The organism is Achromobacter sp. FW305-C-28, from assembly GCF_058783235.1.
Genome location: NZ_JBYSYL010000001.1, coordinates 795,683 through 811,269, shown reverse-complemented (window position 1 = coordinate 811,269; position 15,587 = coordinate 795,683). Strand labels below are relative to the sequence as shown.

The following is a 15,587-nucleotide window of genomic DNA, read 5'->3' as shown; positions in this document are numbered from 1 at the left end:
AGGACAAAGCCGGGTATCGCGAACGCCGCGCCTCAGTGCGTGTGGACGTGCTCCGTGCGCGCCGCGCCGGCTCCGGTTTCGTGCTCGTGCCCGTGGTGCATCAGCGTCGTCACGCTGTAGATCAGCGCCACGCCCACGCCCACCAGCAACAGCTGCGGCACCGCATCGGCCAGGGATACCCGTTCGTGCATCTGCGGCATCAGGTCGGCCACCGAAATGTAGAGGAAGCTGCTGGCGGCAACCACCAATACGTACGGCACCCAGCCCTGCGCTTGCTGCAGCACGAAGTAGCCTATTATGCCGCCCACGGCTGAACACAAGCTGGTGAAGAGGATCAGCGCAAACGCCCGGCGGCGCGCCAGGCCCGCGTTCAGCAAGACGACGAAATCGCCCAGCTTGTGCGGCACCTCGTGCACGATGATCGAGGCCGCCGTCAGCACGCCCAAGAGCGGATCCGTCAGGAAGGCCGCCGCCACCAGTACCCCGTCGCACAGGTTGTGCAACGAACTGCCGATCAGGATCAACACCCCGCCGCGGCCCGCCTCGTGGCGGTCGTGGCCCGAATGGTGATGGTGCCCGTCGCCTTCGTGATGATGGCTATGGCGCAGCAGCGCGATCTTTTCCAGCACGAAGAAACCGATCAGCGATGCCAGCATCAACCCGAACAGCACGTGGGCGTCGCCCACCGCGCCCTCGAACGCCTCGGGCAACAGGTGCAACAACGCCACCGACAGCAGCACGCCCACCGACAGGCTCACCATGTGGTGCAGGTATTGGGCGAACACCTTGTAGGCCAGCCAGCTGGCGACAAGGACGGCAATGAGGCCACCGGTGACGGTAGCAAGCAGGACCCAGAGCAGCAACATTTGGGGGACGGTTTATTGGCGGGGGAAGCGCAACATTATATTGTTGCAACCGCAAAAGCGGAAATGGGCCGCCCTCAGGCGGCCCCGCGCTCAGTGCGCCTGTTCCCAGTTCTTGCCCACGCCCACTTCGGCCACCAGCGGCACGCGCAGCTCGGCCACATTGCACATCAGGCGCGGCAGCGCTTCCTTGACCAGTTCCAGCTCCGCGTCCGGCGCTTCCAGCACCAGTTCATCGTGCACCTGCATGATCATGCGCGTCTGCAGCTTTTCGGCTTCCAGCCAGTCCTGCACGGCCACCATGGCCATCTTGATCAGGTCGGCCGCGGTGCCCTGCATGGGCGCGTTGATCGCCGCACGCTCGGCGCCCTGGCGGCGCGGCCCGGAAGCGCCACGGATTTCCGGCAATTGCAGGCGGCGTCCGAACACGGTTTCCACGTAGCCCTGTTCGCGGGCCACGCGGCGGGTGTTCTCCATGTACATCGCCACGCCGGGATAGCGGGCGAAGTATCGGTCGATGTAGGCCTGCGCGGCATCGCGGGTGATGCCCAGGTTGGACGCCAGGCCAAACACCCCCATACCGTAGATCAGGCCGAAGTTGATGGCCTTGGCCGCGCGGCGCTGCTCGGACGAAACGTCCTCCAGCGACACACCGAACACTTCCGAAGCGGTGGCGCGGTGGATGTCTTCGCCGGCCGCAAACGCGCGTTGCAGGTTGGCGTCGTCCGACACGTGCGCCATGATGCGCAGCTCGATCTGCGAATAGTCGGCCGACAGCAGCAGGCCTTGCTCGGCGATGAAGGCCTCGCGCACCCGGCGGCCGGCTTCGGTGCGCACGGGAATGTTCTGCAGGTTGGGATCGGACGAGGCCAGGCGGCCGGTGATCACCGCGGCCTGCGAATAGCGCGTGTGCACGCGGCCCGTATCGGGGTTGATCATGCGCGGCAGCTTGTCCGTGTAGGTGGACTTCAGCTTGGACAACCCGCGGTATTCCAGCAGCACCTGCGGCAGCGGGTAGTCCTGCGCCAGCTTGCTCAGCACTTCCTCGTCGGTGGACGGCGCGCCGCCCGCGGTCTTGCGCACCACCGGCAACTGCATGCGGCCGAACAGGATTTCGCCCAGTTGCTTGGGCGAATTCAGGTTGAACGGCTGCCCGGCCAGCTCGTAGGCCTTTTGCTCGAGCTGCAGCATTTCCTGGCCCAGCTTGTGGCTCTGGCGGCCCAGCTCGGCCGCGTCCACCTTGACGCCATTGCGCTCGATGGTGGTCAGCACGGCGGACACCTGCATTTCCAGCAGGTAGATGCGTTCCAGCCCGGCATCGGCGGCCACCTGCGGGCGCAGCACCTGGTGCAGTTGCAACGTAAAGTCGGCGTCTTCCGCCGCATAGTGGCCAGCCTTGTCCACCGCCACTTCGTCAAAGCCGATCTGCTTGGCGCCCTTGCCGCACAGGTCTTCGTACGAGACGCCGCTTCGGCCCAGGTAACGCTGCGCCAGGTCGTTCAGGCCGACGCGGTTATGCGATTCCAGCACGTAGGCTTGCAACATCGTGTCGTCGGTGATGCCGGCCAGGCGGATGCCTTCGTTGGCGAATACGTGCGCGTCGTACTTGGCGTGATGCAGCAGCTTGGCGCGCGAGGCGTCCTGCAGCCAGGGGCGCAGGCGTTCCAGCACGTCGGCCTTGGGCAATTGCGTGGCGTTGTCCGGGCCGCGGTGCGCCACCGGGATGTAGCAGGCGACGCCCGGCGCCACCGCCATCGACAGGCCCACCAGCCTGGCCTGCATCTCGTCCAGCGAGGTGGTCTCGGTGTCCAGCGCCACCAGCTCGGCGGTTTGCAGTTTTTCCAGCCAGGCATCGAATGCGGGCCAGTCGGCAATGATCTGGTAGTCCAGTTCCGTGGGGGCGACCGGCACGTCGACGGCCACGCGGGCGTCGCCCGCCGGCACGCGCTCGGCATCGCCGGTCAGGTCGCGCAGCCAGGTGCGGAAGCCGTAGCGTTCGTATAGCTCGGTCAACGTCGCTTCATCGCGGCCGCGCGGCGTCAGGTCGTCGACACTGTCGACGTGGCCGGTCAGGTCGCAATCGCATTTCACGGTGAGCAGCTCGCGCGTCAGCGGAAAATTGGGAATGGCTTCGCGCAGGTTGCTGCCCGCCACGCCCTTGATGCCCTCGGCACCTTCGACCAGCTTGTCGATCGAGCCGAATTCCGAGATCCATTTGGCGGCCGTCTTGGGGCCCACCTTGGTCACGCCCGGCACGTTGTCGACCGTGTCGCCGACCAGCATCAGGTAGTCCACGATACGGTCTGGCGGCACGCCGAACTTGTTGACCACGCCGGCCTCGTCCAGCACTTCGCCGCTCATGGTGTTGACCAGCGTGACGTGGCTGTTGACCAGCTGCGCCAGGTCCTTGTCGCCGGTGGACACGATGGTGTGCACGTCGCGCTCGGCGGCGCGGCAGGCCAGCGTGCCGATCACGTCGTCGGCTTCGACGCCTTCGATGGCCAGCACCGGCCAGCCCAGCGCGCGCACGGCGCGGTGGATGGGTTCGATCTGGGCCGCCAGGTCTTCGGGCATGGGCGGGCGATGCGACTTGTATTCCGGGTACAGATCGTCACGGAAGGTCTTGCCGCGCGCGTCGAAAATACATGCGGCATACTCTGCCTTATAGTCGGCTACCAGCTTGCGCAGCATATTGACCACGCCGTACAGCGCCCCGGTGGGTTCGCCTTGCGCGTTGCGCAAATCAGGCATAGCGTGGAAAGCGCGGTACAGGTAGCTTGAACCGTCGACCAGCAATAGGGTTTTTTTCATGGTTACAAAGGCAGATATGGCAACAACTGCGGCAAATACGACGGCAACGACGGCGGAAACGCCCGCCAACAAGCAAATTCCGCTGATTATGTCAGAGATACGGACGGCGGCAGACAAGCTGGCCCATATCGGGCCCGCAGTCAGCGTCTTTGGCAGTGCGCGCGTCAGCCGCAACTCGCCCCACTACGAAACCACCGTCGCGATTTCGGCCGCCCTGGCCGAGGCGGGTTTCGCGGTCATCGCGGGCGGCGGCCCCGGCATCATGGAAGCGGCCAACAAGGGCGCTTTCGAAACCGGCGGCACCAGCATCGGGCTGAACATCAGCCTGCCACACGAAGCGCACAACAACGAATACCAGACTATAAGCCTGTCGTTCGAATATTTCTTTTCGCGCAAGGCCACCTTCTTCATGCACAGCTTCGCCTACGTGGCGATGCCGGGCGGCTTTGGCACCCTGGACGAACTCTTCGAAGCGTTGACGCTGATCCAGACCGGCAAGGTCCCGCCCGCGCCCATCGTGCTGGTGGGCAGCGAATACTGGTCGGGCCTGGTCGAATGGCTGGGCGGCCAGGTGCTGGCCAATGGCATGATCGGCGCGCACGACCTGGATCTTTTCATCATCGAAGACGATCCCCGCAAAGTCGTGCGCAAGGTGGTCGAATTCCACCAGAAGGTCAATTCCGACGCGCAATACGCGCCGTCGCTGCCGGCCTGACTGGAAACGGGGCCAAAGCCCCGGCGGCCCCAGGCGGGGCCGCCGTCCTGCCCTATTTGCGCATGAAAGACGGCAGCACGTCCGCCGGAATCGGACAGACATAAGGCTGGCCGCGGCGCATGTCCAGCAGCTCTTGCTTGGCGCGCGCCAGCGCCTCGGGCTGGCGGTACAGGTCCGCGGCGGTCGCAGCGATGATCTTCGCGGCGTGCACCATGCCCTTGTGGGCCAGCGACAGCTTGCCCTGCGCCACCATCTGCCACGAATGGAACGGCGTGCCGTAGGCATAGCAGGCGCCCCAGCACTGCGCCGTGGGCGTGACCCAGCTGACGTCGCCGACGTCGGTCGAACCGTAGCTGATCTCGGTCTTGCCCGGCTCAAAGGGTGCCACGCCGCTGAACAGCGGTGTCGGGTTGCGCAGCACCGCGCCCAGGTTCTTGCCCGCGTTGTCGATATCGTCGGGAGAAATCGCGTCCCACATCCGGCGTGCGGCCTGCTGTTCGCCTTCGGTGTAGGACGGCCCCTGCAACGCCTGCATGTTGGCGTACATGACCTCGTTCAACACCCCATTGGGGATGTAGTTCGAGCAGGCCTTGTCGAACACGATCTCCAGCTCGCAGCCAGTCATCAGCGCCGCCCCGCGGGCCACGTTCTTGACGCGCTCGTACAGCTCGGCCGCCTGCGAATTGATGGGCGCGCGCACCAGGTACAGCACCTCGGCGCGGGCCTGCACCACGTTAGGCGAAATGCCGCCGCTGTTGGTCACCGCGTAATGCACCCGCGCATCGGGCACCATGTGCTCGCGCAGGTAATTCACGCCCACGTTCATCAGTTCCACCGCGTCCAGCGCGCTGCGGCCCAGGTGCGGCGAGTTGGCCGCATGCGCCGCCACGCCGCGAAAGCGGAAATAGGCCTGGATATTGGCCAGGGAAGACTGATGAAAAATGCCGGTGTGCGACGCCGGGTGCCAGGTCAGCGCCGCATCCAGGTCATCGAACAGCCCGGCGCGCGCCATGAAGGTCTTGCCCGAGCCGCCCTCTTCGGCCGGACAGCCATAGAAGCGGATGGTGCCGGGCAAGCCGTTGTCTTGCAGGAATTCCTTGACCGCCACCGCGGCGAAATGTGCGGCTGTGCCCAGCAGATGGTGGCCGCAGCCGTGGCCATTGCCATTGGGAGTTTCGGGCGATGGCTGGCAGGCGAAGGCGCCGCTTTCCTGACTCAGTCCCGACAGGGCGTCGTATTCGCCCAGGATGCCGATCACCGGGCCGCCGCTGCCGGCCTCGGCCACGAAGGCCGTGGGAATGCCGGCCGCGTCACGGGTGACGCGAAAGCCGGCGTCTTGCAGCATGGCGATGTGCAGTTCGGCCGATTTGTGCTCGTCGTAGCGCAGTTCGGCCAGGCTCCAGATGCGGTCGCTCAGTTCCGCATAGCGTTCGCTGCGCGCGTCGATGAACGGCGCAAGTTTGTCGATGGCTCCCATCGCGTCTCCTGTGGCGGGTCTATAGGGTCTACCCCCGCTTTCGCGGGGCGGCGTAAAACCGTTTACTCGTCCAGCTTGATGCCGGCAGTTTCAATGATTTTTCGGTTGGCGGCCAGCGTCTGCGCGATGCGTTCGCCAAAGGCCTGCGGTGTGCCGGTCAGCGGCTCGGCGCCCAGGCCCGCCAGGCGCTGCACCAGCGCCGGGTCCGCCAACGCACGCTGCGCCGCGCCATTGACGGCTTGCACCACCGCATCCGGCGTGCCGGCCGGCGCGACCAGGCCAAACCAGGTCTGGCCCAGCGCGTTCAATTGCGGATAACCCAATTCGGCCAGCGTCGGCAATTGCGGCAGGCCGGCCAGCCGCGTGGGCGCCGACACGGCGATCGGACGCAGCTTGCCAGCCTTGATCAGCGACTGCGCCGAGGCGTACTGGTCCTGCTGCACCTGCACCTCGCCGCCCACGGCCGCGGTCAGCGCCGGCCCCATGCCGCGATACGGTACGTGCAGCACCTCAACCTTCAGGTCGGCGTTCATGGCGGCCAGATTCAGGTGGCCCAGCGAACCGACGCCGGGCGACCCAAACGAATACTTGCCCGGATGGGCCCGCAGCTCGGCCAGGAATTGCGTGAAATCAGTCGCCGGAAACGCCGGGTTCACCATCCACACCACCGGCACGGTCGCCACCGCGCCCACCGGCTTCAGCTGGGTCGCCGGATCCACCCGCCTGGTGCCGTAGAGCAGCGGGTTCACGGCCATGGTACTGACGGTAGCCATGCCCAGGGTGTAGCCATCCGGCTCGGCCCGCGCCACGGCCTCGGTGCCGATCAGCCCGCCGGCGCCGGCGCGGTTTTCCACCACCACGCTCTGGCCCAGTTCCTTGCGCAGCCCGTCGGCCACCGCTCGCGCCAGCACGTCGGTCGAGCCGCCGGGGGCGAATGGCACGATCAGGCGCACGGGCTGGGTGGGATAGGCACCCGCGCCCAGGGCCCCGGAAGACACGCCGGCAGCGACGGCACAGACGACAGCATGCAATAGGCGGAACGTCATGGAACAGCCCCTCCTGGGCGTGATCACGTGAAAAGCGTCATTCTGGGCAGGGCATATCCTTATTTCAAATACATTAATGCGTCGATATATTCGAAATTTGAATAGCTAAAACACCCCAACCCCTGCCATGGACGTCGCTCCCGCCACCCTGCTGTCCCGCCTCTTGGCCAAGGGCCGCCTGCGCCACCTGCAACTGCTGGCGGGCGTGGCCGACCTGGGCAGCGTGCAGCAGGCCGCGGCCCAGATCGGCATGAGCCAACCGGCTGCCACCCACGCCCTGGCCGATATCGAAGCCCTGCTGGGCGTCAGCCTGTTCGAACGCCACGCGCGCGGCATGCGCACCACTCGCAGCGGACAATTGATGGCGGAATGCGCGCGCGGCATGCTCACGACGCTGCGGGCGTCCACCAATTCGGTTGCGGCGCTGCGCGACGGCGCCGCGGGCAGCCTGCGCCTGGGCGCCATTCCCGCGGCCAGCGGCGGTCTGCTGGCCGAGCGCCTGCCGGCCTACATGCTGGCCCACCCCGACCTGCACGTGGAAGTCCAGGAAGGCAGCCGCGAACAACTGCTGCCACTGGCGGCGGCGGGCAACCTGGACATGCTGCTGTGCCGGCGCCCGGAAGCCATGCCCGCCGGCCTGGAATTCGTGCCGTTGCAACAGGATGCGGCTGTCATCGTCGGCACCGAAGGCCATCCGCTGCTGGCCGGCCCTACCCCGCCCACGCTCGCCCAGGTCGCCTCGCAGTTGTGGATCGAACCACGCCCGGAACTGGCGATCCACGCCGTCTTCAGCGCCTTTTTCGAGCGTGCCGGCATCGTTCCCCGACTGTGCCGGCTGGCCAGCGCCGCGCCGCCGATGCCCTTGCTGATCGCCGTGATGCAGGCGCAGCAGGCGCTGGCCATGGTGCCGCTGACGCTGGCCGACTGGTACCTGCGCCATGGCCACTTCCAGCGCATACGGATCGATTCGCCTGGCGCCTTCCAGCCCATCGGCGCCGTCGTGCGCGAAGACGGGCCCGGCCGGGAGTTCCTGGACTGGCTGATGGCGGCGCCCCACCCCTAGCCGATATCAGCGCATCGCCCGCACGATGGCCTCGCGCGCCAGCTCGATGAAACGGTCTTCGCCCGGCCGTGGCGGCAGCAGGCGGAATTCAACCTCGGGCAGCGGCGGCAAGCCCGGCCACTGCGCGCGGGCGATGCCTGGCGCCAACGCCGACTCGTTCAGGCAGGCCACGCCCAGCCCCGCCGCAATCGCCAGTTGCAGGCCCGCCACGCCGGACGCCACGTGCGCCACCGCATACGGCACGCTGCGCCGCGACAACAGGCGCTCGGCATATTGGCGCAGCGCGCAGGTTTCCGGCAGCGCCAGCAGCGGCAACGCCCCGCGTGTTGCCTGAACGCCATCCGCCGCCATCCACAAGAGCGACTCGCGCCGCAGCACCGGCCCTTGCGGGCGGCCTTTGCCTGCGCCGCGTTCCAGGATGACCATCGAGATACCCACGTCGATCTCGCCGCGCTCGTAGGCCGCCTCGATCGCACCGCTTTTCATGATGGTGACGTGCATGCGCACCTGCGGATACTGCTCGTTCAAGCGCCGCAGCATGCCCGCCACATCCCCCGGGCGGAAGTAGTCGGTGATGCACAGGCGCAGTTCGCCCTGCAACGCCACGCCGCGCAAGTCGCGGTAGGCCTCTTCGCTCAGCGACAGGATCGCGCGCGCATGCGCCAGCAGCCGCTCACCGGCCGGTGTGGCGGACACCCCCGACTTGCCGCGAATCAGCAGCGCCTGCCCCGCGCGTTCCTCCAGCTTGCGCATCTGTTCGCTCACCGACGATTGCGACAGGAACACCTTGGGTGCGGCCGCCGTCAGGCTGCCCGCATCCAGCACGGCAACCAGCGTGCGCAACTGGTCCAGGTCGAATCCAGACACGGTCTATCCAACGGTTTATTCGATGGTTGAAATCGTAAATTCCCGCTTTTCCGATGTCAATCGGCTTTCTACACTGGCTCCATACCCTCACCCACTGGAGCCTTCCATGCCTCACATCGTCATCCATGTTTCCGGCCAATCCGATGCCCACGTGAACCGCCGCATCGTCGACGCCGTCGCCGGCCTGACCCAGACCGTCCTGGGCAAGAAGCTGCCGGTCATCGCGATCACCTTGCAGCACATTCCGCATGACCTCTGGTTCATCGGCGCACAGCCCCTGTCCGAAGTCGGCAAGAACGCCTTTCACCTGGACATCAGCGTCACGGACGAAACCAACACCAAGGCCGAAAAAGCGCGCTTCATCCAGGAGATCTACGCGGCGTTCCGAGAGATCCTGGGCGAGCTGCATGAATGCTCGTACGTGCATGTGATCGATGCTCGCGCGGCGGCATATGGCTACGGCGGCAAGACGCAGGAATATCGCCATCAGCACGCCTGAACCGAAGACAAAGCCCTCCCGCCGAGCCGGGTCGTAAAAAAAGGCCGTACACCCTTGGGGCGTACGGCCTTTTTGCTGCCTTGCCAAGCGGGGCAATGCCCCGCGCGGCGCTTAGACGGCGGATTCGCGTGCGGCGCGCTTGCGCTCGTTTTCGAGCAGGTAGCGCTTGCGCAGACGGATCGACTTGGGCGTGATTTCGACCAGTTCGTCGTCGTCGATGAATTCCACGGCGTATTCCAGCGACATCTGGATCGGCGGAACCAGGCGCACGGCTTCGTCGGTGCCCGAGGCGCGCACGTTGGTCAGCTGCTTGCCCTTGATGGGGTTCACAACCAGGTCGTTGTCACGGCTGTGGATGCCGATGATCATGCCTTCGTACAGCGCATCGCCCGGATTGACGAACATGCGGCCGCGATCCTGCAGCTTCCACAGAGCGTAGGCCACGGCGTCGCCGTGATCCTGGCTGATCAGCACGCCGTTGCGGCGCTCGCCGATCGAGCCTTCCTTGACGGGCGCGTATTCGTGGAAGATGTGGCTCATCAGGCCCGTGCCGCGCGTCAGCGTCAGGAACTCGTTCTGGAAGCCGATCAGGCCACGGGCCGGAATCAGGTATTCCAGGCGGGTACGGCCACGGCCGTCCGGCTGCATGTCCTGCAGGTCGCCCTTGCGGCGGCCCAGTTCTTCCATCACGCCGCCCTGGTGGGCGTCTTCGACGTCGATGGTCAGCGATTCGAACGGCTCGCACTTCACGCCGTCGATGTCCTTGAACACCACGCGCGGACGCGACACGGCCAGCTCGTAGCCTTCGCGACGCATCGTTTCCAGCAGAATCGTCAGGTGCAGTTCACCGCGGCCCGACACTTCGAACACCGTATCGTCGCCCGTGTCGCGCACACGCAGCGCCACGTTGGACTTCAGTTCGCGGTCCAGGCGGTCGCGCAGCTGGCGGCTGGTGACGAACTTGCCTTCGCGGCCGGCCAGCGGCGACGTGTTCACCATGAAGTTCATGGTCAGGGTCGGTTCGTCGATGCGCAGCATCGGCAGCGCGTCTTGCGTGGCGGCGTCGGTGACCGTGCAGCCGATGCCCAGTTCTTCGATGCCATTGATCAGCACGATGTCGCCGGCTTCGGCTTCATCGACAACGATGCGCTCCAGGCCGTGGAACTTCAGGACCTGGTTGATGCGGCCGCGGCCGCCCTGGCCTTCGGGGCCGAACTTGTAGGCCACGTCCATGCCGGGGCGCATACGGCCACGGTTGATGCGGCCCACACCGATCTTGCCGACGTAGCTGTTGTAGTCCAGCGAGATGATCTGCATCTGCAGCGGGCCGTTGGGATCGTCGTCGCGCTGCGGCACGTGTTCGAGAATGGCTTCGAACAGCGGGCGCATGTTGCCTTCGCGCACGTCCGGAGTCAGGCCGGCGTAGCCGGACAGGCCCGAGGCGTACACCACCGGGAAGTCCAGCTGCTCTTCGGTCGCGCCCAGCTTGTCGAACAGGTCGAACGTGGCGTTGATGACGAAGTCGGTACGGGCGCCCGGGCGGTCCACCTTGTTGACCACGACGATCGGCTTCAGGCCCAGGGCCAGCGCCTTGCGGGTCACGAAAATGGTCTGCGGCATCGGGCCTTCAACGGCATCGACCAGCAGCAGCACGCCGTCGACCATGGACAGCACGCGTTCGACTTCGCCACCGAAGTCGGCGTGACCCGGGGTGTCGACGATGTTGATGTGCGTGCCTTCGTATTCAACGGCACAGTTCTTGGCCAGAATCGTGATGCCGCGTTCTTTTTCCAGATCGTTCGAGTCCATGACCCGTTCGGTCAGCGCCTGGTTTTCGCGGAAGGTGCCGGATTGGCGCAGCAGCTGGTCGACCAGGGTGGTTTTACCGTGGTCCACGTGGGCGATGATGGCGACGTTGCGCAAGGCGCGAGTCATAGCGAGTCCTTTAAGGTCAGGGTGGAGGGCAGCAAGCCCTCCGGCAATTCGTTCAGTGCAAGCAATGCCTGCTTGGGGTCTGGCATCGCCTGCAAGGCATCCAGCGCAACGGCGCGTTCCAGAGAAAAAGGCCCGACGTGCGTGCGCCGCAGCGCCGCCAGGTGGGCGTAACAGCCCAGCGCGCGCCCGATGTCCTGGGCCAGCGTCCGGATGTATGTGCCTTTACTGCAAGCCACATCGATCTCTGCCTGCGTCCCGTTCAGGGACAGCAGCTCGATGCGGTAAATCGTAATCTGCCGCGGCGCGCGCTCCAGCTCGATGCCGGCCCGGGCGTATTCGTACAGCGGCTTGCCGTCGCGCTTGAGCGCCGAATACATGGGCGGAATCTGCTCGATCGTGCCCGAGAAACGTGACAGCGCTTCGCGCAGGGCCTGTTCGTCGACCACGAAGCCAGGCTCGGCCGTGGACACCACGTTGCCGGTCAGGTCGCCGGAATCGGTTTCTTCGCCAAATTGAAGCGTAGCGCGATACGCCTTGTCGGCGTTGAGCATCGCGCCGGAAATCTTGGTCGCCCGGCCCATGCAGCACACCAGCAGGCCGGTGGCAAAGGGGTCCAGGGTACCGGTATGGCCGGCTTTCGCCGCATCCATGGCACGTTTTGCGCGCTGCAAGGCGTGGTTGCTCGACAAACCTACGGGTTTGTCGAGCAACAGCACACCGTCGAGCGCAAGCCCGCGTCGTTTAGCCATCGTCGGAATCCGGAAATTAAAGCAGTGACGACAGCCCGATCAGGACTGGTCTTCAGGTTCGTCGGGCACGCCCGAGTGCGGGCCGGGCCGGTTTGCGCGGTCGATGAGGATCGACATCTCGATACCACGGGCGATCTGCTCGTCGTGGAAGAAGCGCAAAGTGGGGACAGTGTGAATGTGCAGCAGCTTGTACAGCTGGGAGTGCAGCCAGCCGGCCTTCTCGTTCAGCAAGGTGGTCGCGGCTTCGGGCTCGGCGCCCAAAACCGTGAAATACACCTTGGCATGCGCGTAGTCGGTCGACAGTTCCACACCAGAGAGCGTGATCAGTCCCGCGCGAGTCGTATCGATCTCGCGCTGGATGATCCCGGCCAGATCCTTCTGGATCTGGTCGGCCAGTCGCAGGTTGCGACCGGGGATGGCTTTGGACTTGTGACGGCTCATTAGCAATAATGCCTCGCGACGCTTTACAGCGTACGCGCGATTTCCTTGATTTCAAAGACTTCCAGCTGGTCGCCCACCTGGATGTCGTTGTTGCCGCGCAGCGTAAGACCGCAATCGAAGCCCGACTTGACTTCCTTGACGTCGTCCTTGAAGCGGCGCAGCGATTCGAGATGCCCCGTCCAGTGAACCACGTTGTTGCGCAGCAGGCGTACCTGGGAATCGCGGCGCACGATGCCATCGAGCACCATACAACCGGCGATGTTGCCGAGACGCGAGATGCTGTAGACCTCGCGGATCTCGACCAGGCCGATGATCTCTTCTTTCTTCTCGGGCGCCAGCATGCCCGACATTGCTGCCTTCACTTCATCCACGGCGTCATAGATGATGTTGTAGTAGCGCACGTCGATGCCGTTGTTCTCGGCCAGCTTCTTGGCGCTGGCTTCGGCACGCACGTTGAAGCCGATGACGACTGCGTTCGAGGCGATGGCCAGGTTGATGTCGGTTTCCGAGATGCCGCCCACGGCCGCGTGCACCACTTGCACACGGACTTCGTCGGTCGACAGCTTGACCAGCGACTGCACCAGCGCTTCCTGCGAACCCTGCACGTCGGTCTTGACGATAAGCGTGAGGGTCTGCGTGCCTTCGCCCAGGTTGTCGAACATGGACTCGAGCTTGGCGGCCTGTTGGCGGGCCAGCTTGACGTCGCGGAACTTGCCTTGGCGGAACAGCGCGATTTCGCGCGCCTTGCGCTCGTCGGACAGCGCCATCAGTTCGTCACCGGCAGCCGGCACTTCGGTCAGGCCCTGGATCTCGACGGGGATGGACGGGCCGGCCGACTGGATCGGCTTGCCGTTTTCGTCCAGCATGGCGCGCACGCGGCCAAAGCTCGCGCCGGCCAGCACCACGTCGCCGCGCTTGAGCGTCCCGCTCTGCACCAGGATCGTGGCGACCGGGCCGCGGCCCTTGTCCAGGCGGGCTTCGATGACCAGACCCTTGGCGGGTGCGTCTTCGGGCGCCTTCAGTTCCAGCACTTCGGCTTGCAGCAGCACGTTTTCGAGCAGGGCGTCGATGCCCTCGCCGCTCTTGGCAGACACGCCCACGAACGGCACGTCGCCACCATATTCTTCCGGCACCACCTGTTCGGCAACCAGTTCCTGCTTGACGCGGTCGGGGTTGGCCGAGGGCTTGTCGATCTTGGTGATCGCCACGACCATGGGCACGCCGGCCGCCTTGGCGTGGTGGATGGCTTCACGCGTCTGCGGCATCACGCCGTCGTCCGCAGCCACCACCAGGATGACGATGTCGGTGGCCTTGGCGCCGCGGGCACGCATGGCGGTGAACGCTTCGTGGCCCGGGGTGTCAAGGAAGGTCACCATGCCGCGCTCGGTCTGAACGTGGTAGGCGCCGATGTGCTGCGTAATGCCGCCGGCTTCGCCCGCGGCAACCTTGGCGCGGCGGATGTAGTCCAGCAGCGAGGTCTTGCCGTGGTCGACGTGGCCCATGACGGTCACGACCGGGGCGCGCGGCAGCTGTTCGGCTTCCGACACGCTGGCGGTTTCGTCCAGGAAGGCTTCGGGGTCGTCCAGCTTGGCAGCGATGGCCACGTGGCCCAGTTCCTCGACCACGATCATGGCCGTTTCCTGGTCCAGCACCTGGTTGATGGTGACCATCTGGCCCAGCTTCATCAATTGCTTGATGACCTCGGCGGCCTTGACGGACATCTTGTGGGCCAGGTCGGCCACGCTGATGGTTTCCGGCACGTGAACTTCACGTGCGATGAATTCCTGCGGCGCGGGCTCGTTGCGGCGATCGTTCTGCTGGTTGCGGCCACCGCGGCCGCCACTCTTGCCACCGCCCTTGCCGCCCGCGCGCCAGCCGTCACGGCTGGCGGGCGCTGCCGGCTTGTCGGCCGGCTTCTTGCGCGAGGCGTCGTCAGACCAGGTCGAGGCCACTTCGGCCGTCTTGATGGTCTTCTTGGTACCGGGTGCGGCGGGCTTGGCGTCTTTCTTGGCGCCAGGCGCGGCGCCGGGCTTGCCGGCGGGCTTGTGCAGCGTGCCCGAGATCGGGGCTGCCGGCGCAGCGGCGGGCGCTTCGGGTTCCGGCGCACGCAGCACCTTGCGGGGACGGTTCAGCATCTCGCGCAGGGCAGCGGCTTCGGCCTCGGCGGCACGGCGCGCTTCGTCGCGGCCAGCGCCAGTGGCGGAGGCGGCAAGCGGCGGGCCGGCGCGGCGATTGTCGGCGCGGTTACCCACCCTGGCGGCGGGTGCAGCGGCTTCGACCGGCTTGGCGGCGGATTTGACGGATTCGGACTTCGCGGCAGGCTGGGCCTGGGCGACAGGCGCGGCGGCCTGGGGGGAAGATGGTTCGGACGTATTAGCTAGCACAACGGGTTCCGGCTTGGCTTCTTCAGCCTTGGGCTCGGTGGTTTCAGTCTTGACTTCGGGCTTGGCCACTTCGGCCACGGGCTCGGCAGGAGCGGGCGCCGGCGTCGGTTCCGGTTCAGGCTGGGCCTGGACTTCGGGGGCTTGCGCCTCGACGGGGGCGGGCACTTCGGCCGCGACGGATTCAACAGGCGCGGGCGCTTCTACCGGCGCGGGCGCTTCTACTGCAGCGGGCGTTTCCGCCGCAGCCGGGGCCGAAGCCTCTGCCTGGACGGGCGCGGTTTCGCGCGGTTCGGCCGAGGCGGGAGCCTCGGTCACGGCCGGCGCGGACACCTGCTGCGATTCTTCGACGGCCGCTTCGTCTTCGGCGCGGGCGCCTGCGGCCTGCTCCAGGGCGATTTCGGAGGGATCACGCTTGACGAACACGCGCTTCTTGCGAACCTCGACCTGGATGGTGCGCGAGCGGCCGGTGGCGTCAGCCTGCCGGATCTCGGAGGTTTGGCGGCGCGTCAGGGTGATCTTCTTGCCTTCGGTCGCGCCATGAGCGCGACGCAGCGATTCGAGCAATTTCGCCTTGTCGCTGTCGGTGACGGAATCGTCAACCGATTTGAGGTCAACGCCAGCCGAGCGCAGCTGATCCAGCAGCACATTGGCAGGCATTTTCAGCTCGGTAGCGAACTGGGCGACGGTGTTACTCGACATTAGGCTCTCTCTTCCCTATATGCAGCTATTACAAACAA

Annotated in this window: 12 protein-coding genes; 3 read left to right on the top strand and 9 right to left on the bottom strand. The window is 65.8% G+C overall.

Features of this window, described 5'->3' with window-relative positions:
* Positions 1-32 precede the first annotated feature (32 nt).
* On the bottom strand, positions 33-866 hold the full coding sequence (locus tag AC3WMR_RS03715; RefSeq protein ID WP_175193911.1) for a ZIP family metal transporter: 834 nt from the start codon (positions 864-866) through the stop codon (positions 33-35).
* Positions 867-956: 90 nt separating this feature from the next.
* A complete protein-coding gene (polA, locus tag AC3WMR_RS03710; RefSeq protein WP_492262703.1) occupies positions 957-3,674 on the bottom strand; it encodes a DNA polymerase I in 2,718 nt (905 codons plus the stop codon).
* On the opposite strand from polA, the gene AC3WMR_RS03705 reads away from it, so the two are divergent.
* Positions 3,673-4,389, top strand: a complete 717-nt coding sequence (locus tag AC3WMR_RS03705; RefSeq protein WP_492262702.1) for an LOG family protein — start codon at positions 3,673-3,675, stop codon at positions 4,387-4,389. The two genes, polA and AC3WMR_RS03705, sit on opposite strands and share 2 nt — an antisense overlap.
* A 52-nt stretch (positions 4,390-4,441) precedes the next feature.
* Here AC3WMR_RS03705 and AC3WMR_RS03700 read toward each other — a convergent pair whose 3' ends face one another.
* Both AC3WMR_RS03700 and AC3WMR_RS03695 read right to left on the bottom strand, forming a co-directional pair.
* A complete protein-coding gene (locus AC3WMR_RS03700; RefSeq protein ID WP_175217251.1) occupies positions 4,442-5,866 on the bottom strand; it encodes a M20 family metallopeptidase in 1,425 nt (474 codons plus the stop codon).
* Positions 5,867-5,928: 62 nt separating this feature from the next.
* Entirely contained in the window at positions 5,929-6,912 is a 984-nt protein-coding gene (locus AC3WMR_RS03695; RefSeq protein ID WP_492262701.1) for a Bug family tripartite tricarboxylate transporter substrate binding protein, read from the bottom strand.
* 127 nt (positions 6,913-7,039) lie between these two features.
* On the opposite strand from AC3WMR_RS03695, the gene AC3WMR_RS03690 reads away from it, so the two are divergent.
* Positions 7,040-7,975, top strand: coding sequence for a LysR family transcriptional regulator (locus AC3WMR_RS03690; RefSeq protein WP_492262700.1), 936 nt, complete (start codon positions 7,040-7,042; stop codon positions 7,973-7,975).
* A 6-nt stretch (positions 7,976-7,981) separates the two neighbouring features.
* Here AC3WMR_RS03690 and AC3WMR_RS03685 read toward each other — a convergent pair whose 3' ends face one another.
* On the bottom strand, positions 7,982-8,842 hold the full coding sequence (locus AC3WMR_RS03685) for a LysR family transcriptional regulator (RefSeq protein WP_492262699.1): 861 nt from the start codon (positions 8,840-8,842) through the stop codon (positions 7,982-7,984).
* 106 nt (positions 8,843-8,948) lie between these two features.
* Here AC3WMR_RS03685 and AC3WMR_RS03680 point away from each other — a divergent pair, with 106 nt between their 5' ends.
* Positions 8,949-9,341, top strand: a complete 393-nt coding sequence (locus tag AC3WMR_RS03680; protein ID WP_492262698.1) for a tautomerase family protein — start codon at positions 8,949-8,951, stop codon at positions 9,339-9,341.
* 111 nt (positions 9,342-9,452) lie between these two features.
* Here the strand turns inward: AC3WMR_RS03680 and typA are convergent, their stop codons facing one another.
* The 4 genes from typA to infB are packed head-to-tail and all read right to left on the bottom strand — an operon-like array spanning position 9,453 to position 15,549.
* On the bottom strand, positions 9,453-11,276 hold the full coding sequence (gene typA / locus AC3WMR_RS03675; protein WP_175193904.1) for a translational GTPase TypA: 1,824 nt from the start codon (positions 11,274-11,276) through the stop codon (positions 9,453-9,455).
* A complete protein-coding gene (truB, locus tag AC3WMR_RS03670; RefSeq protein WP_025140229.1) occupies positions 11,273-12,025 on the bottom strand; it encodes a tRNA pseudouridine(55) synthase TruB in 753 nt (250 codons plus the stop codon). The genes typA and truB overlap by 4 nt, the downstream gene beginning before the upstream one ends.
* Before the next feature lie 39 nt (positions 12,026-12,064).
* Positions 12,065-12,466 carry a 30S ribosome-binding factor RbfA gene (rbfA, locus tag AC3WMR_RS03665; RefSeq protein ID WP_025140228.1) on the bottom strand — a complete coding sequence of 134 codons (402 nt, stop codon included), beginning with the start codon at positions 12,464-12,466 and terminating at the stop codon, positions 12,065-12,067.
* Positions 12,467-12,489: 23 nt separating this feature from the next.
* Positions 12,490-15,549, bottom strand: a complete 3,060-nt coding sequence (infB, locus tag AC3WMR_RS03660; protein WP_492262697.1) for a translation initiation factor IF-2 — start codon at positions 15,547-15,549, stop codon at positions 12,490-12,492.
* Between the last annotated feature and the right edge of the window lie 38 nt (positions 15,550-15,587).

Bases quoted from the DNA above. Each gene is read 5' to 3' on its own strand.
- truB (WP_025140229.1), bottom strand. From the start codon at position 12,025: ATGGCTAAACGACGCGGGCTTGCGCTCGACGGTGTGCTGTTGCTCGAC.
- typA (WP_175193904.1), bottom strand. From the start codon at position 11,276: ATGACTCGCGCCTTGCGCAACGTCGCCATCATCGCCCACGTGGACCAC.
- AC3WMR_RS03680 (WP_492262698.1), top strand. From the start codon at position 8,949: ATGCCTCACATCGTCATCCATGTTTCCGGCCAATCCGATGCCCACGTG.
- polA (WP_492262703.1), bottom strand. From the start codon at position 3,674: ATGAAAAAAACCCTATTGCTGGTCGACGGTTCAAGCTACCTGTACCGC.
- infB (WP_492262697.1), bottom strand. From the start codon at position 15,549: ATGTCGAGTAACACCGTCGCCCAGTTCGCTACCGAGCTGAAAATGCCT.
- AC3WMR_RS03705 (WP_492262702.1), top strand. From the start codon at position 3,673: ATGGTTACAAAGGCAGATATGGCAACAACTGCGGCAAATACGACGGCA.
- AC3WMR_RS03700 (WP_175217251.1), bottom strand. From the start codon at position 5,866: ATGGGAGCCATCGACAAACTTGCGCCGTTCATCGACGCGCGCAGCGAA.
- AC3WMR_RS03690 (WP_492262700.1), top strand. From the start codon at position 7,040: ATGGACGTCGCTCCCGCCACCCTGCTGTCCCGCCTCTTGGCCAAGGGC.
- AC3WMR_RS03695 (WP_492262701.1), bottom strand. From the start codon at position 6,912: ATGACGTTCCGCCTATTGCATGCTGTCGTCTGTGCCGTCGCTGCCGGC.
- rbfA (WP_025140228.1), bottom strand. From the start codon at position 12,466: ATGAGCCGTCACAAGTCCAAAGCCATCCCCGGTCGCAACCTGCGACTG.
- AC3WMR_RS03715 (WP_175193911.1), bottom strand. From the start codon at position 866: ATGTTGCTGCTCTGGGTCCTGCTTGCTACCGTCACCGGTGGCCTCATT.